This is a genomic window from Streptomyces graminilatus (assembly GCF_001418565.1).
Taxonomy (GTDB): Bacteria; Actinomycetota; Actinomycetes; order Streptomycetales; family Streptomycetaceae; genus Streptomyces; species Streptomyces graminilatus.
This window is the reverse complement of the sequence record NZ_LIQQ01000032.1, coordinates 1-23,807: the sequence shown is the minus strand read 5'-3', so window position 1 is coordinate 23,807 and position 23,807 is coordinate 1. Positions and strand designations below refer to the sequence as shown.

23 protein-coding genes and 2 pseudogenes are annotated in these 23,807 nt (G+C 70.8%); 13 read left to right on the top strand and 12 right to left on the bottom strand.

All coding sequences use genetic code 11. The features are described from left to right. Positions 1-5 precede the first annotated feature (5 nt). Positions 6-1,427 (top strand): MATE family efflux transporter, encoded by a 1,422-nt coding sequence (locus tag AOK08_RS04175; protein WP_055523739.1) that lies wholly within the window; start codon positions 6-8, stop codon positions 1,425-1,427. Positions 1,428-1,484: 57 nt separating this feature from the next. On the opposite strand, the gene AOK08_RS04170 is transcribed toward AOK08_RS04175, so the two are convergent. Next, entirely contained in the window at positions 1,485-2,324 is an 840-nt protein-coding gene (locus AOK08_RS04170) for a COG4705 family protein (RefSeq protein ID WP_055523738.1), read from the bottom strand. Between the two features lie 91 nt (positions 2,325-2,415). Here AOK08_RS04170 and AOK08_RS04165 point away from each other — a divergent pair, with 91 nt between their 5' ends. Both AOK08_RS04165 and AOK08_RS04160 read left to right on the top strand, forming a co-directional pair. After that, complete coding sequence (locus AOK08_RS04165) at positions 2,416-3,465, top strand: bile acid:sodium symporter family protein (protein WP_055523737.1); 1,050 nt, start codon at positions 2,416-2,418, stop codon at positions 3,463-3,465. A 265-nt stretch (positions 3,466-3,730) separates the two neighbouring features. Further along, positions 3,731-3,940 carry a hypothetical protein gene (locus tag AOK08_RS04160; RefSeq protein WP_055523736.1) on the top strand — a complete coding sequence of 70 codons (210 nt, stop codon included), beginning with the start codon at positions 3,731-3,733 and terminating at the stop codon, positions 3,938-3,940. On the opposite strand, the gene AOK08_RS04155 is transcribed toward AOK08_RS04160, so the two are convergent. Together AOK08_RS04155 and AOK08_RS04150 are read right to left on the bottom strand one after the other, a co-directional pair. Continuing rightward, positions 3,901-4,833, bottom strand: a complete 933-nt coding sequence (locus AOK08_RS04155) for a M48 family metalloprotease (RefSeq protein WP_055523735.1) — start codon at positions 4,831-4,833, stop codon at positions 3,901-3,903. The two genes, AOK08_RS04160 and AOK08_RS04155, sit on opposite strands and share 40 nt — an antisense overlap. After that, entirely contained in the window at positions 4,830-5,210 is a 381-nt protein-coding gene (locus AOK08_RS04150; protein WP_055523733.1) for a BlaI/MecI/CopY family transcriptional regulator, read from the bottom strand. The genes AOK08_RS04155 and AOK08_RS04150 overlap by 4 nt, the downstream gene beginning before the upstream one ends. Positions 5,211-5,302: 92 nt before the next feature. On the opposite strand from AOK08_RS04150, the gene AOK08_RS04145 reads away from it, so the two are divergent. From AOK08_RS04145 to AOK08_RS04125, 5 genes are read left to right on the top strand one after another with little or no spacing between them, the layout of a single operon-like run. Then, positions 5,303-6,007: a DedA family protein gene (locus tag AOK08_RS04145; protein WP_055523731.1), complete on the top strand. Its 705-nt coding sequence runs from the start codon at positions 5,303-5,305 to the stop codon at positions 6,005-6,007. After that, complete coding sequence (locus AOK08_RS04140) at positions 6,004-6,612, top strand: phosphatase PAP2 family protein (RefSeq protein ID WP_055523729.1); 609 nt, start codon at positions 6,004-6,006, stop codon at positions 6,610-6,612. The genes AOK08_RS04145 and AOK08_RS04140 overlap by 4 nt, the downstream gene beginning before the upstream one ends. Beyond that, entirely contained in the window at positions 6,609-7,376 is a 768-nt protein-coding gene (locus AOK08_RS04135; protein WP_055523727.1) for a phosphatase PAP2 family protein, read from the top strand. The genes AOK08_RS04140 and AOK08_RS04135 overlap by 4 nt, the downstream gene beginning before the upstream one ends. Further along, a complete protein-coding gene (locus AOK08_RS04130) occupies positions 7,330-7,992 on the top strand; it encodes a response regulator transcription factor (RefSeq protein ID WP_055523726.1) in 663 nt (220 codons plus the stop codon). The genes AOK08_RS04135 and AOK08_RS04130 overlap by 47 nt, the downstream gene beginning before the upstream one ends. After that, complete coding sequence (locus AOK08_RS04125) at positions 7,989-9,368, top strand: sensor histidine kinase (RefSeq protein WP_055523724.1); 1,380 nt, start codon at positions 7,989-7,991, stop codon at positions 9,366-9,368. Before AOK08_RS04130 ends, AOK08_RS04125 begins: the two co-directional genes overlap by 4 nt. Positions 9,369-9,387: 19 nt before the next feature. Here AOK08_RS04125 and AOK08_RS04120 read toward each other — a convergent pair whose 3' ends face one another. Further along, complete coding sequence (locus AOK08_RS04120) at positions 9,388-11,973, bottom strand: beta-glucosidase (protein ID WP_055523723.1); 2,586 nt, start codon at positions 11,971-11,973, stop codon at positions 9,388-9,390. Positions 11,974-12,026: 53 nt separating this feature from the next. Beyond that, positions 12,027-13,037 (bottom strand): LacI family DNA-binding transcriptional regulator, encoded by a 1,011-nt coding sequence (locus tag AOK08_RS04115; protein WP_055523721.1) that lies wholly within the window; start codon positions 13,035-13,037, stop codon positions 12,027-12,029. A gap of 267 nt (positions 13,038-13,304) precedes the next feature. Between AOK08_RS04115 and AOK08_RS04110 the strand changes: the two genes are divergently transcribed. Together AOK08_RS04110 and AOK08_RS04105 are read left to right on the top strand one after the other, a co-directional pair. After that, positions 13,305-14,105 carry an alpha/beta fold hydrolase gene (locus AOK08_RS04110; protein ID WP_055523720.1) on the top strand — a complete coding sequence of 267 codons (801 nt, stop codon included), beginning with the start codon at positions 13,305-13,307 and terminating at the stop codon, positions 14,103-14,105. Further along, positions 14,102-14,770, top strand: a complete 669-nt coding sequence (locus AOK08_RS04105; protein ID WP_157876563.1) for a TetR/AcrR family transcriptional regulator — start codon at positions 14,102-14,104, stop codon at positions 14,768-14,770. Before AOK08_RS04110 ends, AOK08_RS04105 begins: the two co-directional genes overlap by 4 nt. Here AOK08_RS04105 and AOK08_RS42705 read toward each other — a convergent pair. Beyond that, a pseudogene (locus AOK08_RS42705) lies at positions 14,768-14,968 on the bottom strand (IS1380 family transposase); the annotation flags it as partial. The gene AOK08_RS04105 and the pseudogene AOK08_RS42705 sit on opposite strands and share 3 nt — an antisense overlap. A 407-nt stretch (positions 14,969-15,375) precedes the next feature. Beyond that, positions 15,376-15,564: a hypothetical protein gene (locus AOK08_RS04100; protein WP_157876562.1), complete on the bottom strand. Its 189-nt coding sequence runs from the start codon at positions 15,562-15,564 to the stop codon at positions 15,376-15,378. 10 nt (positions 15,565-15,574) lie between these two features. On the opposite strand from AOK08_RS04100, the gene AOK08_RS47005 reads away from it, so the two are divergent. Together AOK08_RS47005 and AOK08_RS04090 are read left to right on the top strand one after the other, a co-directional pair. Then, on the top strand, positions 15,575-15,778 hold the full coding sequence (locus AOK08_RS47005; protein WP_055523715.1) for a hypothetical protein: 204 nt from the start codon (positions 15,575-15,577) through the stop codon (positions 15,776-15,778). 354 nt (positions 15,779-16,132) lie between these two features. Continuing rightward, positions 16,133-18,313 carry an autotransporter outer membrane beta-barrel domain-containing protein gene (locus AOK08_RS04090; RefSeq protein WP_055523713.1) on the top strand — a complete coding sequence of 727 codons (2,181 nt, stop codon included), beginning with the start codon at positions 16,133-16,135 and terminating at the stop codon, positions 18,311-18,313. A gap of 257 nt (positions 18,314-18,570) precedes the next feature. Here AOK08_RS04090 and AOK08_RS42700 read toward each other — a convergent pair. From AOK08_RS42700 to AOK08_RS04080, 3 genes and pseudogenes are all read right to left on the bottom strand, one after another. After that, positions 18,571-19,101: pseudogene (locus AOK08_RS42700) on the bottom strand (transposase); the annotation flags it as partial. A gap of 467 nt (positions 19,102-19,568) precedes the next feature. Further along, positions 19,569-20,153, bottom strand: coding sequence for a DinB family protein (locus tag AOK08_RS04085; RefSeq protein WP_055523712.1), 585 nt, complete (start codon positions 20,151-20,153; stop codon positions 19,569-19,571). A gap of 138 nt (positions 20,154-20,291) precedes the next feature. Then, positions 20,292-20,681 carry a VOC family protein gene (locus tag AOK08_RS04080; protein WP_055523710.1) on the bottom strand — a complete coding sequence of 130 codons (390 nt, stop codon included), beginning with the start codon at positions 20,679-20,681 and terminating at the stop codon, positions 20,292-20,294. 299 nt (positions 20,682-20,980) lie between these two features. Between AOK08_RS04080 and AOK08_RS04075 the strand changes: the two genes are divergently transcribed. Then, positions 20,981-21,181, top strand: coding sequence for a hypothetical protein (locus tag AOK08_RS04075; RefSeq protein ID WP_055523708.1), 201 nt, complete (start codon positions 20,981-20,983; stop codon positions 21,179-21,181). A 128-nt stretch (positions 21,182-21,309) separates the two neighbouring features. Here AOK08_RS04075 and AOK08_RS04070 read toward each other — a convergent pair whose 3' ends face one another. Together AOK08_RS04070 and AOK08_RS04065 are read right to left on the bottom strand one after the other, a co-directional pair. Beyond that, the gene (locus tag AOK08_RS04070) at positions 21,310-22,614 is read right to left on the bottom strand and encodes an MFS transporter (protein WP_157876560.1); all 1,305 of its coding nucleotides are present in this window, start codon (positions 22,612-22,614) and stop codon (positions 21,310-21,312) included. A 423-nt stretch (positions 22,615-23,037) separates the two neighbouring features. Further along, a complete protein-coding gene (locus AOK08_RS04065) occupies positions 23,038-23,742 on the bottom strand; it encodes a serine hydrolase (protein ID WP_055523705.1) in 705 nt (234 codons plus the stop codon). Between the last annotated feature and the right edge of the window lie 65 nt (positions 23,743-23,807).

Sequence of the window (23,807 nt, the reverse complement as noted above, 5' to 3'; positions counted from 1 at the left end):
ACCACATGCTGACCACCCTCCTCCGCGACAGCCGCGCACTCGGTGTGCTCGCCGTGCCGCTCGTCCTCACCCAGCTCGCCCAGGTGGCCCTCACGACCACCGACACGGTGATGATGGGGCTGCTCGGCACCACCGAACTCGCGGCCGGCGGCCTCGCCATCGTGATCTTCAACCAGATCCGCACCATGGGCGTCGGCCTCGTCACCTCCGTCGGCAACCAGGTCGCCGCCGCCGCGGCCCGCGCCGAGCAGTCGGCCGACAGCACTGACCCGGATGCGTCAGATGGTTCGGGCCGCTCCCGCGAGTCGGCACACGACGAGGTACGGGCCATCGTGCGCGCCGGCCTGGCCGTCGCCACGCTCGCCGGGCTCGCCGGAGCCCTGCTGATGATCCTGCTCGGTCAGGCGCTGGCCTGGCTCGGCCAGGACGCCGACGTCGTCCACCTCACGCAGAACATGCTCTTCGCGCTCGCCCCCGGCCTGCTGCCCTGCCTGTGGTTCCAGGCCGTACGCCAGTTCACCGTCGGCATGCGCCGCCCCCAGGCCCTGCTCCGGATCACCGTGGTGTCGATCGGCGTGAACGCGGGCCTCAACTGGATCCTGATCCACGGGACGTTCGGCCTGCCCCGCCTGGGACTGACGGGCGTCGGCATCGCCACGTCCACCGTCTACCTGCTGTCCTTCCTCGCCCTCTATCTTTCCGCGAAGAAGGACAGGGCACTCGCCCCGTTCCTCGCCCTCGACATCAACCGCACCGACCCGGCCGTACTCAAGCGGATCCTCGGCCTCGGTGTGCCGATCGCCGCCACCTACGGCTCGGAGGCCGGGTTCTTCTCCGTCACCGCCCTCATGGCAGGCTCGTTCGGCCCGGACGCGCTGGCCGCGCACACCGCCGTCAACCAGCTCGTCTACATCGTCTTCCAGGTGGCCGTAGGGCTCTCCCACGCGGCGTCCATCAACGTCAGCCGCGAACTCGCCCTCGGCAACCACGACGGCGCCCGGCGCATCAAGAACACGGCACTGACCTGCGCCGCCGCCGTCATGGCCGGCGTCGGCATCCTGTATCTCACCGTGCCGCGCCTCGTACTGGCGCCGTTCCTGGACACCGGCTCCGACCGGGCGCTCACCATCGCGACGCAGCTCCTGGTCGTCACGGCCTTCCTCCAGTTCTTCGACTGCGCCCAGAACATCGGCGTCGGACTCCTGCGCGGACTCGACGACACCAAGAGCGGGTTCCGCATCACCCTCATCGGCTACTGGGCCGTCGGACTGCCCGCCGCCTGGCTGCTCGCGTACGCCCTCCACCTGGACACCCTCGGTATCTGGCTCGGCCTCCTCACCGGCCTCGCCGCCACCGCCGCACTCCTGCTGCGCCGCTACAGCACCGCCCTCTCCACCGCCGGGCACCTGACCGCGTCGGCCGCCTGAACCGACAGGTGGGCGGATGGCCGGTGACCACCCGCCCACCGATCGAGCGCAAACCGCTCAGATCCCCTGCCGCACCGCACTCTGCGGCGCCACGACGTCCTTGCGCGTCACCGCCAGATGGACGACCAGGCCGAGGATGACCGTCAGGAACAGCGCGCTGGTGACGACGGTGCCCAGGCCGATCCCGCCGTCGCCGGTCGGCTGGGAGAGATAGTCGCCGATCGAGGCCCCGAGCGGGCGGGTGAGGACGTAGGCGATCCAGAAGCTCCACACCGCGTCCAGCCCCAGGGCGAAGTGGGCGAGCGCGACGGCCGCGATGGCCAGGGCGAACAGGACCGCCGCGAGCCAGTAGCCCAGGTTCATCCGCTCGGAGACCAGGTCACCGGCCGCCGTGCCCAGGGCGAAGGTGAACAGCACCGCCAGCCAGTAGAACGACTCACGGCTCGTGGAGTCGACGCTGTGGATCGACAGGGTGCGCTCACGCCGGTACCAGACGACGAAGACGACCGCGAGGAGCAGCGCGAACACCGTGGTGCTCGTCTCCAGCGGGACGCCCATCCTGTCGGTGAGGTTGTCGCTGATCAGCGTGCCGACCACGCTGATCAGGGCGACGGCGAGCCAGTACACGCCCGCGCGGTAGGCGGTCGTACGGAACTGGACGACCAGGACGACCGCGAGCAGCGCGCTCATCAGGACCGACACACCGGTCAGGCCCAGGCCGGCCTTCTCGCTGAGGAGGTCGGCCGCGGTCTCGCCGACTGTCGTGCACAGGACCTTGATGATCCAGAAGTAGGCGGTGACCTCGGGAACCTTGTTCCAGCGCGGTCGGTGGGAGGGGCCGGCGGAGGCGCTCATGCCCGGTACGGCCCCGGGAGTCTCTGCGAGTTCATGGGTCATGGGCAGGACGCTGCCAGTGGTTGCCTGAACGCATCCTGACCGCCGCGCGGCTTTCGCGGCGCTTTGCCCCCGGCCTGATCACGATGAACGCATGCACACCCGCGCCGCGTCCTGGCTCCGGCACCGGCTCGGCCGCGCCGTCGTCCTCGCCTACGTACTCGCCCTGCTCCTGCCCGGACCGGGTCTGTGGCTGCGCCACCCGCACCCCTTACCTCTGCCGCCGCCGCACCTCACCCTCCACACCGCACCGCTCCTGCTGTCCCTGGTGCTGTTCTCGGCCGGGCTCCAGGTGCCCGTGCGCGCGCTGGGCCGGCTGCTGCGGCACCCGAAGGCGCTGCTCGCCGGGCTTGTGCTGCACCTGGTGATCCCGCTCGCGGTCGTGCCGTTCGTGGCGTTGCTGCTGCGGCGCACACCCGACGCCGACGGCGGCAGCGGACTGCTCACCGCGATGATCCTCGTCGTGGCGATGCCCGTCGCCGCCGGGGCCACCGTCTGGACCGACAAGGGCGACGGCGACCAGCCGACGATGGTGGGCCTGGTCCTGGCCTCCACCCTGCTCAGCCCGCTCACCACCCCGTTGCTGCTGGCGGCGCTGTCGCCGCTGCTCAGCGGCGGCTACGCCGACACGCTCGCCGCCACCGCCGGGCCGGCCGGGGACGGGTTCGCCCTCACCACCGTGGTCCTGCCCTGTGCCACCGGCCTGCTGGTCACCCTCGCCCTCCCGGCCCGCCGGCTCGGACGTCTTGTCAGCACGGTGACGCCGTTCGCCATGGCCGGTTCGTTGCTCCTGACCTACGTCAACGCCAGCGGCGCCCTCGGCTCGGTCCTGACCCGGCCACGCCCCCTGCTGTACGCCGCCGCCCTGGCCGTGGCCGCTCTGGTCTGTCTGCTGTCCTTCGCCCTCGGCCGGGCCGCCGCCCGCTTCCTGCGGCTGGAGGCGGGCACCGCCTCGTCACTGACGCTCGCCTGCGGGATGAACAACAGCAGCGCGAGCGCGGTCCTGCTCACCGCCTCGCTGCCCGACAAACCCCACCTGCTGCTACCGGTCCTGGCCTACGGCCTCATGCAGAAAACCGCCGCGAGCCGCGTCGTCACCCGCCTCCGCCCCGATCCCGATCCGGCTTCGGCCGCTGGTTCCTGATGGTTCGTCGGCCGCCGCGTTCCCGACCCCTTCCCGCGTACGGGGACGAGCAACACGCGCTTCCCGGGTGAGCCGGGCCCGGGCAGCCGGTGCCGCGAATGCTGCGGCACCGGGCGGCGGACGGCTGCGCGGTGCCGATGGTGACGCACAACGCGGAAGCTGGTGCGGGGCGCCGACCGGCCCGGCGGGTGACCCTGGCGCGCGTGCCGGCGCGGGCACCGCCCCTGATCCTCGCCGAAGAGCCCACCGGCCGCCTCGGCACACCATGGGCACCCGCGCCCTGGACGCCCTGCCGACGGCGGAACCGGAAGGGCACGGCCCTGGTCGTCACCACCCCCGCGACCCGGCCGTCGCCGCCCGGCTCACCGTACGGCGGGACACACGCGACGGGCCGGGCACGTACACGATGGCCGGTCGCGCCCGGAATCTCCCCGGTCAGGGGCTCGCCTCGCCCTGGGCGATCTCGACGTCGTGATGGAAGTCGGCCACGCCGACCGTTCCGGCGGTGACGGACAGGATCGTGCAGGCCACGAGGAGGAAGGCCGTACGGCGGTTGGGGCGCGTGGGCTTCCCGGGGGCTGCGAGGAGTGCCTCGACGCGTCGCGGGACCGGGCCGGTCGCCGCGGCGGGCGCGAAGTCCGGCCGGGTGGACGGGGAGGCGTGCCCGGCAAGCGCGGCACGGGCGATGGCCGTGGCGAGCACCCGCCGGTCGCCGACGACGACGGCAGCGGCTTCGTCGGCGGCCCGTTCGGCGGCGAGCCGGATGGTGTCGCGGGTGGTGCGCAGGGCGGGGTGGCAGTGGGCGGCGAGTTCGGCCGCGGCCAGGAAGTAGTGGTGGCCGGCCCGGTTGTGGGCGCGTTCGTGGGCGAACAGCGCTTCACGCTCGGCAGGTCCCAGGCTGCGCAGCATGGCTGTGGTGACGACGATGCGGTGGGGCCGTCCGGGCAGGGCGTACGCGTCCGGGTGGGGCGAATCGACCACGCACAGGTCGCCCGCGGCGGGACGGCGGTCGGCCTGGGTGCGGGCGGTGCGGAAGGCGCGGGCCTGTACGAGGACCGAGCGTAGAAGCGTCCAGGCGCTGAGGGTGAGCACCCCGGTGGCCGCGACGGCGGCGGGGACGACGAGACGGTCCGCGGGTGTCCGCAGCGGGTGGACGAGTTCACCGAGAGCGGCGAGGGCCGGAAGTTTGAGCAGTCCGGTCAGGACCAGGGCTCCGAGCGCGGCGACGCAGGCACCGGCCAGGGCCAGGGCCGAGGCGCTGACGATCCAGAGCGCGCTGGCGGGGGCCAGGCGGTCGAGGGTCCGGCGGGCCAGAGCGGGCGCGAGGAAGGGCAGGACCAGCGGTACGAGCAGCAGCAGGGCGGTCATCGCAGGCCATCCTCCAGGAGCCGGCGCAGGTGCTGTTCGTCGCCGGGGCTGAGCTGGGCGACGAAGCGGGCCAGGACCGTCTCCCGGTCGGTGTCCCGGTCGAGTTCGGTGTGCATGCGCCGGGCGGTCAGACCGGGGGCGTCCTGCACGGGGACGTAGGCATAGCCGCGGCCCTGCCGCTCCCGGCTGACGACGCCCTTCTCGTGGAGACGGGTCAGTATCGTCGCCACCGTCGTGCGGGCCAGCCCGGACCCGAGTCCGGTCCGCACCCTCCCGGGCGTCAGCGGAGCTCCGGCGGTCCACAGCACGGCCATGACGGCGGCTTCGAGCTCACCGGCCGGCCGCCTCTCGTCCCTCGCGCCCGTCTCGTCGGTCATGGGAACGATCCTCACCCCAATATCGTCTACAGTTCAGTAGTCCGTCTACAGAATTGTAGTCGGATGCCGGTTGTCCGTTGAAGGGGCTCTCGATGATCTCGGTGACCACCACAGCCATACAGCTATCGTCGCAGTTGGCCGTCAATGTGCTGGATGCCCGTTCCCTGCTGGCCGCGTTCGGTGTGCTCGGCGTGGGCGTCGTGCTGTTCGCCGAGACCGGGCTGCTGGTCGGCTTCTTCCTCCCGGGCGACTCACTCCTGTTCACGGCCGGACTGCTGTGCACCGGCACCGACAGCCACGGTCTGAAGCTGTCGCTCGCCCCGCTCCTGGTCACGGCGGCGGTGGGGGCGCTGGCGGGTTCGCAGTGCGGATATCTCCTGGGCCGAAGAGCGGGCGGCGCGCTGCTCGCCCGCAGCCGCTCGGCCCGTCTGCACGAGGGGGCGAGACGTACGGAGGAGCTGCTGGAGCGTTACGGGTGCGCGAAGGCGATCGTCCTGGCCCGCTTCGTTCCGGTGGTACGCACCGTCCTGAACCCGATGGCGGGCGCCCTCGGGGTGCCGGTGCGGACGTTCACCGTCTGGCAGGTGGCCAGCGGGCTGGTGTGGAGCCTGGGTCTCACCCTGGCGGGCTACGCGCTGGGCTCCTCCGTACCGAACGTGGACAGATATCTGCTGCCGATGGTGGCGGTGATCGTGGCGCTGTCGCTCGTTCCGGTCGCCGCCGAGGTCTACCGCTCGCGCCGGGCCGCCAAGGCTGCCGCCAGTGCTGCCGCCACTGCCGAGGAGGCTCGCGGATGATTCTCGCTCTCAACGGTTCGCCGGTCGACGGCGAGGCCTACACCGACGTGGTGGACCTCGCCCGGCACACGCCCGCCTGGCTGGACGACGCCGCGTCGGCGTGGTCGACGTACGGACTCGCCCTGTTCGCGGTCCTCATGACCATCGGCTGGTGGCACGCCCGGCGGGCGGGCGCGGTGGCGTCGGTGACGGCGCTCGCCGTGCCGTTCGTGGTGGTCGTGGCCTTCGGGGTGGACCTGGCACTGAAGTCGCTGGTGCGCGAGGACCGGCCCTGCCAGAGCCTGCGGGTGACCACGCTGGAGGCGTGTCCCGCGCCGGGCGACTGGTCCTTCCCCAGCAACCACGCGGCCATCGCCGCCGCTGCGGCCGTCGCCCTGATGTTCGTCTCCCGCCGGCTCGGCTCGTTCGCCGCGGTGGCCGCCGGTGCGATGGCGGTCTCGCGGGTCTGGGTCGGCGCGCACTACCCCCACGACGTGCTGGCCGGGGTTGTGGTGGGCGCCCTGACGGCGCTGCTCGCCATGTCGGTGCTGCGCGGGTGGACGCGGGCGGCGGCCCTGCGGCTCCAGGCCACCCGGCTGCGTCCGCTGCTGGAGGCCGCGCCATGAAGCGCGGCGACGTCGTCGGACTGGCCGGGAGCTGCTGCCTGGGCGCGTGGACGGCGTTCGCCGTGCTGACCATGGTCGTGGTGGGCCACGACGGCGTCCCGCTGTTCACCGACGACGGCCTGCTCGCCTGGTCCGTCAGCCACCGGCCGGCCGTGGCGGTGGCGTTCGCCCGCGGGCTGACCGCCACCGGAACGGGCGTCATCCCGTTCGCGCTGGCCGCACTGGCCGGTTTCGTCGCCGCCCGCACCCTCCGGCAACGCGCCATGGCTGCCGTGCTCTGCCTGGTCTGCCTCGGGGCGGGCCAGGCACTGCGGTACGCGGTGATGGCGCTCGTCGCCCGGCCACGGCCGCCCCGGGCCGACTGGGCGACGCATGCCTCGGGCTGGGCGTTCCCGTCCGGTCACGCCGGCACGGCGGCCATCACCGCGGGGCTGCTGATCATCGCCGTCCGGGTACGGAGGCCACGCGGCGGAGTCCCGCTCGTCCTGGTCATCGGCGGCTGGGGCGCTTCGGTGGGGCTGACCCGTGTGTATCTCGGGGTGCACTGGTTCACCGACGTGGTCGGCGGGTGGCTGTTCGCCCTCGGCTGGCTGGGAGTGTGCCTGTTCGCCGTGGTCCACTGGCTCCCCGAGCGATGGACCCCCAACTGGACCCCCAGTGCGATAGACACGGCCACGAACACGCACACGCACACGCCACGTGAACCGAGGGAGGGCCATGCGCCGGACAATCCTGGTCGTCGAGGACGATCACGCCCTGCGTGACGTGCTGATGCGCGGACTGCGCGACGAGGACTTCGACACCGTGGCCGCGCCGGACGGCGCCACCGCCCTGCGGCTGGCCACCCCGGACATCTCCGCCGCCGTGCTCGACATCGGGCTGCCCGACGCCGACGGGCGGGACGTGTGCCAGGCGATGCGCGCGAACGGATTCCTCTCCCCCGTCATCTTCCTGACCGCCCATCACCGGCTCGCCGACCGGCTGTCCGGGTTCTCGGCCGGAGGCGACGACTATCTGCCCAAGCCGTTCCACCTCGCGGAACTCGCCGCGCGCCTACGGGCCGCCCTCAAACGGGCCGCGCCACCACCCCTCGCCACGGCGGGCGACCTGGTCCTGGACGCGGTCCGGCACCTGGTCAGCGTGCGGGGCAGCGAGGTCGCTCTGACGCCGACCGAGTTCCGTATCCTGGCCGCGCTCATGGCGGCCTGCGGCGACATCGTGAGCCGCCGCGAACTGGTCCGGGCCGGTTGGCACGAGGGCGCCCATGTCCACGACAACACCCTCGACCAGTATCTGACCCGACTGCGGCGCAAGCTCCGCGAGGCGGGCAGCGACCGGACGATCGGCACGGCCCGCGGGATCGGACACCGCCTGTCATGAACGGTGCCCGCCACCGGACGCGGCCCGCCGTGACCGTCCTTCGCCGGCATCTGGCGCCCCGCACCCTGCGCGGCCGGCTCTCACTCGTGGCTCTGACCACGGCGACGATGCTGATGCTGGTCCTCACCATCGCCTTCAACGCCGTCGCCGACCACCGGCTCCAGCACCAGGCGGACGACGAACTGCGCACCCGCGCCGCCGCCGTCGCCACGACCATCGACACCAGCGGCACGACCGTACGCGTCCTGGAGACCTCCCACGACGAACTCCTCGACACCAACGTCTGGATCTACGCCGGCGGACAGCTCCTGGAGAAGCCACCGAACGCCGGCCCCGTGACCCGTGTCGCGGACGCACTCGCCGCACGCGGCGGGCATCCGTGCCTCACCACCGACGTCGACGGTCCCCTCCGGCTGTGCTCACAGCCCGTGCCCGGCGGCAGCACCGGGGCGACGGTGGTCACCGCGCTCGATCTCTCGCCCTACCGGAGTTCGGCCGACACCCTGCTGTGGGGATCGCTCGCCCTGGACTTCGTGATGCTCGCCTGCACCTACGTCCTGACCCGGCTGGCGGTGGGCCGTGCGCTGCGCCCCGTCCGTACTATGACCGACCAGGCCACCCAGTGGAGCGCCGTCGCCTCCGACGAACGCTTCGGCAGCATGCGCCACCCGGCCGAACTCGCCCGCCTCGGCACCTCGCTGGACGCGATCCTGGACCGCATCCGCACCCTTCTGCGCCACGAGCGGCAGCTCACCGGCGAACTCTCGCACGAGCTGCGTACGCCCCTGAGCAGGATCATCGCCGAACTCGACTGGTGGCGCACCCGCCCGCGAACGGACGACCAGACCCGCACCACCCACCAGGTCATCGCGGATGCCGCCGAGTCCATGCGCGTCATCTGCGACACCCTCCTGGACGACGCCCGGGGCGGCACACTCACCGCTCCGGGCACCGCCGAGGTCCTGCCCGCGCTACGACGCCTCATCCAACTCCAGGACGTACCCGACCACTTGACAATCACCACGGAAGGCCGGCACGTGGCGGCCGGTGTCCCGCCCGCGCTCCTCGAACGCATCGTCGGCCCGCTCCTGGCCAACGCCTGCCGCTACGCGCACGCCCGCATCACCGTCCACGCCTACCACACCTCCGACGGCGTACGCGTCGAGGTCATCGACGACGGGCCCGGCGTACCGCCCCCGTTCGCCGCCCACCTCTTCGAACCGGGCCGACGGGCCGATCCCGGTGACGGACACGCCGGAGCGGGCCTCGGTCTGCCGCTGGCACGCCGTCTCGCCCGCTCCGCCGACGGCGAGGTGACGTACGACCCCGGACACACACCCGGGGCACGATTCACGGTCAGCCTCCCTGCCGGGTGACGGCCGTCCCGGCAGCGGGTCAGCCCATCGGGGTGAGGCGGTCGCCGTCGGCGCTCACCTCGACGGTCAGGCGCAGATCCCGGCTGGAGCGTCCGGCGCGCAGCCGGTAGCGGCCGGGCGGGGTGTGCCAGGTGCGGCTCGCGGTGTCCCAGATCTGGAAGGCGCGGGCGGGCACGTACACCTGGGCGGTGGCCTTCGCGCCGGCCTCGGCGCGGACGGTGGCGAAGCCGGCGAGCAGGCGTACGGGCCGGTCGTATCCGGTCCGGGGCGGTTCCAGATAGACCTGGACCACCTCCTGGCCCGCCCGGGGGCCTGTGTTGGCCACCGCCACGGACAGTTGGAGTCCGTCTCCGCCTGCGGTGCATGTCAGGGCTGCGGCGGAGACGGACGTCTGGGGGAGGGTGACGGACTCGTAGTCCCACTGGGTCCAGCCCAGGCCGTGCCCGAACGGGAAGGCCGGGTCGAGGCCGTGGCGGTCCCAGGAGCGGTGGCCGACGTGGACGCCTTCGTCGTAGGCGACGATCCCGTCCAGGGGAAGGGCGTGGGGCACCGGGACGTCCTCCGCGCGGGCCGGCAGCGTCCATGGCAGACGGCCGGACGGCTCGGTACGGCCGAACAGGACATCGGCCAGCGCGTGACCGGCCTCCTGCCCCGGCAGCCACGCCCACAGCAGCACCGGGGCCTCCCGCGCCCAGGGCAGCAGCACGGGGGCACCGGCGTTGACGACCACGATCGTGCGCGGGTTGGCGGCCAGGACGGCGCGCACCAGATCGTCCTGCGGGGCCGGCAGGTCAAGACCGGTGCGGTCCCAGCCCTCGGACTCGACCTCCTCGTTGGTGCCCACCACGACCACGGCCACATCGGCCACCCGAGCCGCGGCGACGGCCTCGGCGATCTCCTCGCGTCGTGTCGGAGCGGGCGGGGCGTGGCGCAGTTGGGCGGTGACGAAGCTGCCGTACCCGCCGGCCTCGATCACGCCCAGGTCCGCGCGGACGGACAGCCGACGCGGTTCGCCGCCCACCTCCACGTCGATGCCCCGCAGTTCGGGGTGGCTGTGGGTGGAGTCGAGGATGTGGTCGACACCGCGGTCGTCGTCACCGGACAGGACCTCCGTACCGTCGACCGTGAGGGTGAAACGACCGGTGCACCCGAACTCCAGCCGGTGCGCCCCCGGTTCGGACAGCGTCAGTACGGTGCGCAGGACGACCCGGCGCGTGGCCGCGCAGAAGTCCTGGTACGTCGTCCAGTCGCCGCCTGCACGGACCGTGCTGCGCAGGATCGTTCCGTCGGCGCCGACATGATCCGCCCGTACGCCCGGCGCGCCGAAGCCCTCCCCCTCGCCGGGGACGGTGAGCATCGCGTCCGGGACGACGGGCGGGCGGCGGCGGGAGTCCCCGCCCCGGTGGAGCGTCAGCCGCACCTCCGGCGGCAGTGCGGCGCGCAGCCCCTCCTCGAAGGACACCGTGCGCACGGCGGGCACGAACGCGCTGCCGCCGCCCTGGAGATAGGGCGCCACCGCGTTCGGGCCGATCAGCGCGACGCTGCCGAGACGGTCCGCGGCCAACGGCAGCAGCCTGAACTCGTCGCGCAGCACCACGGTGCTCCGGGCAGCCGCCTCCCGCAGCAGCGCGAACTCCTCCGGAGCGGGCGCGGCCGAAGGCACAGGGGAACCTGACGGCTCGGCGGGCAAGTCCTCGGCTCGCGCCCCCGGCTCGCCGAGCCGGCCGGTGTGACGGGCCAGGCGCAGCAGCCTCAGAACCTTGTCGTCGATGAGCTCCTCCGGAACCTGGCCCGCGCGGACGGCGGAGACCAGGGCCTCGCCCCACGGCCCCTGGGGCCCGGGCATCACCAGATCGAGGCCGCCGACCGCCGAGGCGATCACCGAGTTGGTGGCGGCCCAGTCGCTGACCACGGGCCCGTCGAAGCCCCACTCCCCCTTCAGTACGTCGTGCAGGAGGCGGGTGTGTTCGGTCATCGGCGCCGACCGCACCCCGTCGTCGACCCCCGAATAGGCGGCCATCACACTCCACGGCCCGGCCTCGGCGAGGACCTGTTCGAAGGGCGCCAGATACACCTCGCGCAGTGTGCGTTCGTCCAGCCGGGAGCGGTACCGGGTGCGGTCGGTCTCCGAATCGTTGGCCACGTAATGCTTCAGGCAGGCGCCCACACCGCGGTCCTGCAGCCCGCGGACCATGGCGGCGGCGAGAGTGCCGGTGAGCAGGGGATCCTCCGAGAAGTACTCGAAGTGCCGTCCGGCGACCGGAGTGCGCTGCAGGTTCACATCGGGCGCCAGCAGCACATCCACGCCCTTCCGGTGCGCCTCCCCCGCGAACAGAGCCCCCAGCCGCTCCGCGAGCACCTTGTCCCAGGTCGCTCCGAGGGCACTGGGCGCCGGAGCCAGCAGCCCGGTGGCCGTCGGGTCCTCGCCGGTGCCGCGTACGCCCTGCGGACCGTCGGACATCGTCACCGGCAGCAGCCCCAGCCGGGGTTCTGCAGGCAGCCGCCATACGGTCTCACCCGTCAGCAGCCGGACCTTCGACGGAAGGTCCAGAGCTTCGACGCGACGGCGAAGCTCGGCGTCGTCGGGCCAGGGAACACAGGACATGGGGAACCTTCCGGGCTGAGCGAAGTCGGTCGAATCGGCGGTACGGCGTCGGATCAGGCCGTAGACACCTGCTGGGTCGACCCCCGGATCACCAGCGAGGTGGCGAGGGAGCACGAGGTGGAGACCTGCGGCGAGCTGCGCACCCGCTCCAGCAGCAGGCGCACAGCGGACTCGCCCATCTCCCGCATCGGCTGGCGGATGGTGGTCAGCGCCGGATAGGTGTACGACGCCAGCTCGACGTCGTCGAAGCCGACCACGGCGACATCCCGGGGGATCTCCAGCCCGGCCTCCCGCAGTCCGACCAGGACCCCGGCCGCGGAGGCGTCGTTGTGCGCGAACACCGCGTCGAAGGCAGTGCCGTCCGCGAGGGCCCGCCGCACCGCGGCCCGGCCGCCCTCGAACTGGAACCCGCCGCTGGTGACGGTCCGCTCGTCGAGCGTGATCCCGGCTTCGGCGAAGGCGTCGACGAAGCCGGCCAGCCGTTCGCGCGTGCAGCCGTAGCTCTCCGGCCCCGTCACCACCAGCGGACGGCGTCGCCCGATGTCCAGCAGGTGGCGCGCCGCCTGCGCGCCGCCCTCCCGGTTCGTGGTCTCCACGTAGGGGAAACCCGGCCGGTGACCGCGATCGTCGATGAGTACGACCGGCAACCCCGACTCGTACAGCTCCTGGATGTATCCGAGGGTTCCCTCGGGCTCGATCACCAGTAGCCCGTCGAAGGACTTGGCGGCGACCTGCGCACCCAGCCGACGCAGTGACGCCTCGCCCCGGTTGCAAGTCAGCAGGCGCATACCGAAGCCTTCGCGCTCAAGCGTGTCGACGACCGCCTGTACGACAGTCCCGGTCCACGGCCAGCTCATCTCCGGGACCAGCATGCCGATCACCCGGGTGCTGCCGCGCGCGAGCCCGACCGCCCCGGCGCTCGGCACGTAACCGAGCTCCGAGATCGCCTCGCGGACCTTCAGGACCGTGGTCGCGTTGATCTCGCCCTTGTCGTTCAGCACCCGCGAGACCGTCGTCTTGCTGACGCCGGCCCGTGCGGCCACGTCAGCGATGGTGACTGCCATGCCACCCCTCCTCCGCGCTGGTCGTACAGAGATCACAGAGATCACAGAGATTGTGGAATCGGTTCCGGAAGCGGTACCGGAACCGGTTTCGGAACCGGTTCCGGCAGTGAAGCACCGTGAGACGCAGCCGGTCAACGCACCGGGACCGACGCATGTGTCTCAGCTTTCGCATCTTGCTTCCTAGCCGCAAGGTAAGTACTGTCCACGCGAGCCGGACCGGGACGCCCAGGCAGCAATCGGGCGAACCGTCAGAAACAGGGAGCCGAGATGGCGTACGTACAAAATGGCGGCACGCGCGTGTGGTGGGAGGAGCACGGTTCGGGTGAGCCGGTGCTCCTGGTCATGGGGCACGGCTTCGACTCCCGTATGTGGCACCGCGCGGTTGCCGCTCTGAGCCCCCGCTATCGGGTCCTCCTGTTCGACAACAGAGGCGTGGGCCGCACCGAATGGCCCGGAGACTCGCTCGGCATCCCGGATCTGGCGGCGGACGGATTGGCGGTGCTCGACGCGGCCGGCGTCGAGCGGGCGCACGTCTACGGCGTATCCATGGGAGGAGTGACGGCGCAGGAAATCGCGCTGACCGCTCCCGAACGGGTCCACTCCCTCGTTCTCGGCTGCACGGGGAGCCTGACGGAGACGGACCAGCGTCCGTCGCCCCGACTGCGGACGGCTCTCGTCCGATACGCCCCCGACTGGGTGAAGGTACGGATGAAGCGCAACAGCTTGTACGCGCCCAGCGTCGATCGCCGAGTCGTCGACGAGGACATGCGGATCATCGCGAGCACCACGATCGTCGGCGACGGCCTGGCGGCGCAGTCCAAGGCCGTCGCCACCTACCGCAACCGATCGCGCCTGGGGAACCTCGACGTCCCGACCCTGGTAATTCACGGGGACGACGACCGCACTGTCCCTCATGCGATGGGCGAGGACCTGGCGAGCCTGATTCCCGGGGCCGCTTTTGTCACTCTCCCCGGCGCTCGCCACAACTACATGGACGACGTCGACTGCCTCGGCAACAGAGTGGTCCTCGACTTCCTGAGCGCCCATCGAATCGAGGCAACAAGTTGAGCGACCTTTCGAATGGCTTCCGATCTGTTGACACGACTGCCATTGACCAGGGCCCCAAGAAACATTCCTCGCCGGAGACCCTTGAGCGGGGCAGACAGCGGCGTCAACAGATCCTTGAGGCCGCTACCGAGCTTTTCGCCATGCATGGATACCGTGGCACCGGTCTGGCCGGGATCGCCACAGAAGTGGGCATCACCCAGGCTGGTCTGCGACACCACTTCGGCAGCAAGGAAGCGCTGCTGGAGGCGGTGATCAGTCACCGCAGCCGACAGGACGCCTCACTCATCGCGGAGATCATCGGCGACGGAGGCCTGGGAATGCTCGACCGATTGCATCTCCTCGCCGAACACAACGTAAAACGAGCCGGGCTTTCGCAACTGTTCACCATCCTGGTGGCCGAGAACCTTCTCCCCCGGAATCCGACCCATGATTTCTTCGTACAGCGGTACCGGGAGCTACGAGACGCGATGTTCCGCGCTCTGCATGCCGGTCAGAGTCGTGGAGAAATTCGTCCGGACGCGGATCTGCCTCTGGTCGCCCAACGCCTCATCGCGACTCTCGACGGCCTTCAGACCCAGTGGCTACTGGACCCTGACGCCGTGGACCTGGTCGAGAGCTACCGCGAACTGGGCACTTCCTTGCGACGTGAACTGCGGGCACCTTAAGGCGATGTCCAGCAGGATCTTGCCGGGATCGTGCACCGTCCTGGGTTTGCGGCATGGCGCGAGCGCCGAAGACAGCGCAGCCTCCCGGCCCGTCCGGCGAGCCGTTTCCACCAACAGCACCCCGCCGGCTTGCGAGACCACCCCGCTGCCACCACCGGACACGCGCACACGCGGGTAGGACCCGATACGATTGATCACCTGGAAAGTGCCTCCGACGGGCGCGGGAACAAGGACCTCGACAATCCTTATTCTCGCTGGTCAGAGGCACTTTCCAGTTATCTGGGCACCCGTCGGACAGCCCGCTCGGGCGACGCCGGGAGGGCTGGCCGCGGGGATTCGATCACGTAAAGGTGATGAGGCAAACGACCCTGTCCACCCCGGGTCCCGTTCTTTACCGTGCGGGCGACCTCAGCGCTACGAGCGTGGACGGCCACCGGAGACAAGCCGGGAAACGTCCGGGTCGACGGTGGAACGCCGCCTCGCCTGAGAAGTGTGTCCTTCCCCTCCTGGTGAAAGCCCGAGGCTGGTGTGGTCGGGCTTGCCGGTGCGGCCGATGGTGACGAACGGGAACCCGGCCTCGGACAGGTAGTCGACCCGCGGGTCGACTACCGGATCTCCATCAGGACCGCGCGGTCCTCCCGCCGCTCGGCGACCAGCCGCCGCGGCCCCTGCTCGCCGTCGCCGATCGAGGCGGCCGGCAGTACGTCGCAGCTGAACCCGGCGGCGGCCTCGACCGGCGAGCCGATGAAATCCAACGGCATGTCGGGGTGGTGGCCGCCGGCCGGCGGAAACACCAGACCCACGGTGCGGGTCTCACCCGAGGACAGCGCCCGCGGGGTGGCGCTGGGCCGGCAGGTGGTCGAACTCGTCCATCACCGTCTGGATCCGCGCCGGGTCTCGGGCGAGATCGAACGCTTCCCGGGCAGCGCGTACGGCACCGTGCCGCGTGCGACTCCCGCGCGCCGAGCGGTCTCACGCATGTTCACGCGACTGTCCGATGCTGGATGACGCGGATCGACTCCTGCGCGTCGAACCGGTTCGATCGGTTGGGTGGATGCGAGCCCGAGACCCTACGGCGTTCGTGTGTCGACCACATGAACGGCCTGCTGCTTTTCTGAAACCTAAGGCTCATCCGCCATTGACATCACCGATCCGGGCCCCCTACTTTCTGACGAACCGGTTCGACAAAGGGCGTCTCACCCGGCCGGCGACCCGAGGGCATACCCCGCCCTCCCCACGTACGACGCATCGCGCGCCGAACAGCGGACCGGCCCGCCCCCCGAACAAGGAATCTCCGGACTGGGGCCTGACCGATCCCGGCAAGTGCACCATCGTGTTTCGTCATCCCGAAGGACAGTCACCATGGCACTCCCTGCCCGCCTCAAGATCAAGAGCTGGCTGACGGTCGTCGCGGCCGCCGCCCTGACGCTGCTGGCCATACCGCCCACAGCCAGCGCCTCCACCGAAACACTGAGCGTGGACCTGTCCACCACCGCCGGGCCCATGACCGGCGTCGGCGAAGGCTTCCTGTACGGCCTGAGCCAGGACGGCAGCGCCCCCGGCGACAACTACCTCCAGCCGCTCAACCTCACCCTGATGCGCGGCGGCGGGGCGCACATCCCCGGCGACGGCTGGATCGGCGACGGCTACAAGGCCGGGGCCGGCTACCAGGCCCGCATCAACTCCATCATCGCCCAGGCCAGACGGGTCACCCAGGCCCCGTACCACGCCGAGTACGTCCTGATGCTCAGCGACCTGTGGGGCGCCGACCTGACCCAGCCGGGCAACGCGCTCTACCCCTGCAACAACGGCGACTGCTCGAGCTGGACCACGTTCATCGACACCACCGTGGCCGCCATGCAGTCCGCCGGCGTCACCGTCACCTACGAGCCCTACAACGAGCCCAACGCCGGCGGCTTCTTCCCTCCCGGGATCGGCACGCAGTACTGGAACATGTGGAACAGCGCCGTCCGGGAAATCCGGCGGGTCGCCCCGTCCGCGCGCATCGACGGCCCCGCGTACGCCTCCAACCCCACGAGCGCCATGCAGACGTGGATCCAGACCGCAAAGGCCGCCGGCACCCTGCCCGACGTCATCAGCTACCACCTCGGAGGCGGCACCACCGACGACCCGGTCGCCGCGGTCGCCCAGGTCAACGGATACCTGTCCGCCGCCGGCGTCACCGGCCTCACCCAGTCCTCCAACGAGTACCTCGTCCCGGACCAGCAGGACCCCGCCCACACCGCCTGGATGCTGGACCGCTTCGCCCAGTCCGGCATGGCCACCGCGGCCCGCACGGAGTGGATCAACTGCTGCACTTCCGGCGACCTCGGCGTCATCCTCAACCACACCGGCGGGAACCTGGTCCCCTCCGGCCAGTACTGGACCTACCGCGCCTACGCGAACCTGACCGGAACGCGCGTGGCCACCACCGGCAGCGGTAGCACCACCATCACCGCCGCCATCGACAGCACCAAGAACCAGGCCGCCGCACTCATCGGCGATTCGGCCGGATTTGTCGGACAGGCCAACGTCTCCATCACCGGATTCGGGTCGGTCCCCTGGCTCGCCTCCGGTGGAGCCACCCACGTCGAGGTCGACCGGATCCCCAACGTGGCCTCACTGAACAGCCCCCAGACCGTTTTCAGCGGCAACCTCACCGTCTCCGGCGGAGCCATCACCGTGCCGGTCGCCCTGGGCGACAAGAACGGCGCCTACGTCGTGTATGTGACGCCGCCCGGCCCGGTCACCAGCGACACCACCACCGACGACACCGCCACCTCCGGCACCGACCACTTCGGCTACGGCGCCAACTGGGGCACCGCCACCGGCGTGTCAGACCTGTCCCAGGGCACCGCGCACTGGAGCAACACCACCGGCGGCACCGCCACCTACACCTTCACCGGCAGCGGCGCCACCATCTGGGGCGTCAAGGACCGCGACCAGGGTATCGCCGCGTTCTCCATCGACGGCGGCCCGGTGACCTACGCCGACGACTACGCCACCACCCGCACCCCACAAGCACCCCTGTGGTCCACCACCGGCCTCAGCTCCGGCACCCACACCGTCACCATCAGCAACACCGGGACGAAGAACTCCGCCAGCACCAACGTGACGGTCGCCCTGGACTACGCCACGGTCACGCCGAACATCTCGACCATCGACGAAGCAGCCACCACCGGCACCAACCGGTTCGGCTACGGCACCAACTGGGGCGCCGCCACCAACATCAGCGACCTGTACAGCGCAACCACCCACTGGAACGGCACCACCGGGTCGACCGCCACACTCACCTTCACCGGCACCGGCGCGGTCATCTACGGCGTCAAGGACGTGGACCAGGGCATCGCCACCTACTCGGTGGACGGCGGCACCGCCCGCAGCGTCGACGACTACAGCGCCACCCGGATCCCGGGAGCCAGCCTGTTCACCACCTCGGGCCTGACCTCCGGAACCCACACGATCACCATCACCGTCACCGGAACCAAGAACGGCGCGAGCTCCAACGACATCATCGCCCTGGACTCGGCAACCGCCTTCTGACACCACACATCACTGGTCCGGGCCGCCGAAACACCGGCGGCCCGGACCGCCGCATTCGGGAAACCCGCGGGCACACCGGACCCCGCCGCCGTCCCGGCGCGCCGACACCCGGCACACCTTCCCGCGCTCCCAGGCAGAAACGATCCCGACGATCGACTTCCTGCATGCCGACGCCGGCATGCTGAAACGGCTCCTGAAACGGCTGCTGAAACGGCTGTACGAGACGGTCGTCATCGAGGCCGGCAGTCGCAGGCGGCAAGGTGGTCGACTGCAGTGTCACTGCCGGCGTCTCCCGGCCGCAGCAAGCCCGCGACCGGCTCGCCAGACCCCGTGCCGGCCGTGGTCGACGAACGCGAACATGTCCACAACCACTTGGCCGTCCGAGTTGGGTGCAGCCTGGTCGGCCAACCGCCAGACCCGCTCGCGGACTTCGGCCCGGGCCCGCCGGACGGCCACCAGAGCGCGGGGGCCGGCTGCGGCCAGCGTGTCGATGAGGCGGGAGACTGTTGGATCGGGCCGGCCCGAACACTCCTGGCTCGGCCCGCGACACGCCACCATCGGCCAGACAGTCGCCGCCCAGCGCGACGGCGAGGGCGAGGGCCAAGGATCTTGCCGGGATCGTGCACTGCTCTGGGCTTGCGCCATGGTGCGAGCGCCCGCGACAGTGCGTCGGCCAGGCCCGTTCGGCGGGCCGTCTCCACCAGCAGGGCACCGCCGGCCTGTGAGACCACTCGGCCACCACTGTCTGGTAGCCGGACGCGCGGGTATGACCCAATACGATTACTCACCCGGAGAGTCCCTCTTTCGCTGGTCGGACAGGACCCTGGACAAGCCCTGTCTTCCCAGCTCAGCGGCGATCTCCGGGATCCTGCCCGATTCCTGGACGTCAGCGGGAACGGGTCACACGCGCCAGGACGCCGGCGGTTCCAGCCGAGGGCCACCGACAATCCGCAGCGGTCGGCGGGAGCGCCACTTCACGTTGTCGGCCTGGCCGTGCAATGGCACGGTAGCCACCCCGTACCGGGCGGCCAGTCTCCCGCTTGCCCGATGTACCGACTCGTAGTCATCCGCACTGAGCACCTCCATGCCCATGGAAACAGCGTGCCAGCTACTGCATCCGCCACATGAAAGCTCACCCCACGGGTGCACGCACCACACTCGGCTGATACCTGGGCAGGGGTGGAGATGCCCAGCTCGCGGGCAGTGCCAAGGACTTACGACGAGCCGCCCGGACAGCCGTCATGAAAGCCCGAGGCTAGGCCGTGATTGGTGCAGCCGATCCGGCGGCCCGCTCGATCTTCGCGCGGTAGGCCGCGCGGGCTTCCTCGTCGATCCGCTTCTCGTGTTCGGCGCGCATCCCGGTCCGGCCGTCGAGGCCCTCGCGCAGGATGTCGGCGTGCCCGGTATGCCGGATGGTCTCGCCGAGGACATGGACCATGACGGCGAACAGGTTCGTGTTGGGAAAGGGCTCCGGCCACCACGGCACGTGGCCGGGGGCGTCGAGGGGAAGCTCGTCGATCGTCGCGCCCGAGTGTTCCCACGTACGCCGGTAGAACCCGATGATCTGATCGCGGGACTCGCCCTCGGTCGCCCACAGATCGCTGCCGTTGTGGTCCTGCCACCGGGGCAGCCGTTCCGGGGAAGGGCGGTCGAAGACCTCGCCGAAGTACCTGGCCTCGACGGTGGCCACGTGTTTGACCAGGCCGAGGAGATTGGTCCCGGTCACGGTCAAAGGCCGACGGGCGTCGTATTCGGACAAGCCGTCGAGTTTCCAGAGCAGCGCCTCGCGGTCCCGCCGCAGTCTCCCGTGCAGGTTGTCCTTCGCGAATTCATCGATCATGCGGCATGAGCCTGCCATGGGGGGCTCGGGGTCTCAAGATCCCGTACGTGGTCGCAGGGCGCCGGCCGGGATCACGTGGGCCGCAAGCAGCTGTTGAGGTCCGCACTCCGCGCGGGGGTGCGGCCCTCGGTGATGTGGTTACGAGGGACGGCCGCCGTACGGCACGGTGATGAGTTCCATGGCGTGGCCGGCCGGGTCCATGAAGTACACGCCGCGGCCACCGTCGTGGTGGTTGATCATGCCGGGCCGCTTCCGGTGGGGGTCGGCGTAGTGCTCGATGCCACGCTGTCTGATCTGCGCGTACGCCGCGTCGAACTCTTCCTCGGAGACCAGGAAGGCGTAGTGCTGGGGGGTGATGCTGTCCGCGGGGATCGTGGCGAAGTCCAGCGTGACGCCATTGCTCAGGTCGACCGCTATGAACGGGCCCCACTCTGCGGTGATCTCAAGACCGAGCAGGTTCGCGAAGAACTCCGCGGACTCCCGCTTGTCCCGGGCGTGGACGATCGTGTGGTTCAGCTCGACTGACAAGGAATGCCTCCGAAGGCATGTCCTGACACCTCCATGCCTCACCCAGCCGGTGACCGACACGCGATGTCGCCATAAACCCTATCTCCCGTCGATGAATTCGGAAGACATCGCATCCGGCGTCGGGCCCACCCTGAGCACGGTCCGCCATTCGACGATCCTGCGGAGAACCGCGTCACTCGTCCCACGAACGTGGCCTGAGTCCTCGCGCGCGGCAAGACTGGCAGCCAGCCGTGGCGGCCTGCCCGAGGATCGCGCGGGCCGCCGGAGTTCACTGGCCGATCATCGATCGAGGAGTCCGCATGCATCTGCGCAAGCGCGCGACAGCCGCCGTGTTCGCGGCCACCGCGGCCTTCGTCGCCCTCGCCCCTCAGGCTGTGGCCGCCCCCATGCCCTGGGAGACGAGCAAGACCCCCACGACCGCTGTCCACCACGCTCCCCACACAGCGGCCGGGGGCAGCGGCATGGTCACCGTGCTGTGCGGACCCCCCTGCTATCAGTAGGCGGTCACCGCGGAGACCCGGCTGACGAAGGTGGTCCAGCCCAGGTGAACCCTGTGCACGCGGCTTCCGGCCTTTCGGCCGGGCCGCGTGCACGGGGCAGGGTGGCGGGTGCGTCCGTGGGTGGTGGGTCAGCGGACGCCGCGGATGGGCAGGACCGCCAGGGCGCCGATGATGCCGACGACGCCGACCACGGGGTAGAGAGCCGCGTAACCGCCGGTCGCGAGGACGACGCCGCCCGCGATCACCGGCGCGATGGTGTACGGCAGCGAGGCCGCGATGTTCAGTACGCCGAGGTCCTTGCCGTGGTCCTCGGGGTTCGGCAGCACCGAGCTCATCAGCGCCTGGTCCACAGCCGCGTACGCACCGAAGCCGGCCGCCACCACGATCGTGGAGACGGTGAGCCCGATGACCGTCGGCACGGCGAACGGGATGACGGCGCCGAGTGCGATGGCGAGCCCGGACACGAGCACGATGGGCTTGCGGCGGCCCATGCGGTCGGAGAGCGGGCCCGCCACGGCGGCGGCGATGATGATGCCGGGCAGCGAGACGAGCATGATCATCGGCACGATCCGCGTCGCCTCGGCGAGCGACAGGCCGATGTAGTCCTGCGCGAGGTAAAGGGAGTAGGTGTTCAGCATCGCGTAGCTGCCGAACAGGAGGATGCGGCCGAGGAAGCCCCAGAAGAAGTCCGGATACTTGACCGGGTTCACCCAGAACGCGGCGATGAACGCACGCGGTGCGAACGGACGGCGCGGCTCACTGCGGTTGTCCGCCTCGGGCACCAGCAGGAGGAACACGACGACGGCCAGTAGTGCGATCCCCGCGACGGCGGTGTAGCCGACCAGCAGCCGGTCGACGAAGAGCGAGCCGACGACGGGGCCGAGGACGGCTCCGAGAATGATCCCGAGCCCGGTCCCGGTGGCGTAGCGCCCACGGAACCGCTCGGGGACGCGATCGGGCATGAGCGCCGAGAACGGGCCCTGGAAGGCGTTGAACCCGAACTGCAGCGCCATCGCCGCGACGGTCAGCACCGCGAGGTTCGGCGAGAGCCCGGCCGTGACCAGCGCGACCGCGCCGATGACCGCCCCGATCAGCATCCACGGCCGACGGGCACCGAAGCGTGACCGGGTGCGGTCGGAGAGAACACCCACGATCGGCTGGGTGAGCATGGCCGCGGCCGACGCGAGCGCGTTGACCACGGCGAGCGAGCCGACCTTCGCGTTGCCCTCCAGAAGCTGGACCTGTATCGCGAGGAAGTACGCCGCCGTGCTGGTGGCGACCGGGGCGACCGCCGCCATCCAGGGGGAGCTGTAGAACAGCCGACGGAGGTCCGAGGGAACCCGTCTTCCGACGGCGACCGGGACTGTGTCGACGGGTGGGACGGTTTCGGAGGACGGGACGGTTTCGGGCTGCAGGGACATCATTGTCTCCATTCGGGCAGGCTCGGTTGGAGCGGCGGGCGCGGCTGTCATCACGACGGAGTCGTGGCTTCGAGGTTGTGGTGGAGAGGGCGTACGGTCGCCGGTGCTGAGACCGGGGTGCGGGCGGGCCGACCGGTGCGGGGAAGCGGTTCTCGTGCCCTGCCGGCCGTCCGGCGGTGGCCGTCGAGACCGGAGGCGGACATCTCGCCTGTGGTCGGCTCGACGCGGGGTGGCGCCGGTGCCTGAGGATCTACGGCCGGCCGTGCGACGTGCGGGCGTCGAAGCGCCTGTCCTTGGGGTGGGAGGGGCAGGCGGTTCAGCGGCGCGGTGTCAGCTACTGGCCGCCGACGCGCCCGACCTGGGCGGCTGTCGGCCTGGGGCGGGGTAATTCAGGAAGCCGTCGGCCAAGGTCGCGGCAGGAGAAGGGGCGGTCGGTCACGGTGCCACCCACAGGCTGTCGTGCCGCTCGTGGCCGAGGCTCTGGTACACGGCGTCGGCCAACGCTCCGGCCGGAGTGAGGGCCGGGCCGGCGTGCATCCGGTTCATGACGTATCCCATGCTCATCCGGCATGCCGGATCGCCGAAGCCGTACGAGCCGCCCATGCCCTGGTGGCCGAAGGCCGACTCGCTCAGCCGGAGCGTCAGTTGGGACGAGTCTCCGGGCGGGGTCGCCTTGGCGAAGCCGAGCGCCCAGCGACTGGGCGAGCCGAAGAACCGGTCCACGGAGGTCGCCGACCGGACGGCGCCCATGCGGATCACGTCGTAGGCCGACAGCTTGTGTCCGCCGAGGGCACGGTCGTGGACGACGGCCCGGTACAGGCCGGCCAGGGCTCGGGCGTTCGCGATCCCGTTCGACGAGGGGATCTCCGCCGTGAGGTACTCGGGGAGGTTCCAGGCGCCCGGCTCCGCGTAGCCGCAGAGATCGGCGAGGGCGCACGCCCGGATCGACTCCGGGTCGGCCGGAGTCCGGTGGCCGTCCCACAGGTCGACGACGGTCTCGCCGTCGAGGGTCACGCAGAAGGCGGCGCCGCGTTCGCCGCGTTCGTCGAAGTTGGCAGCGAAGGTGTCGGCGAAAGTGTCGGCGAAAGTGTCGGCGACGGCCTGGAAGCGGCTGTCGCAGTAGCCGTGGATCGTGGTCATCGCAGTCCTTCCTCGCAGTCCTTCGGTGCCGCGTTTCGGTCGGGGCTGGTGGTGTTGGTGGTCAG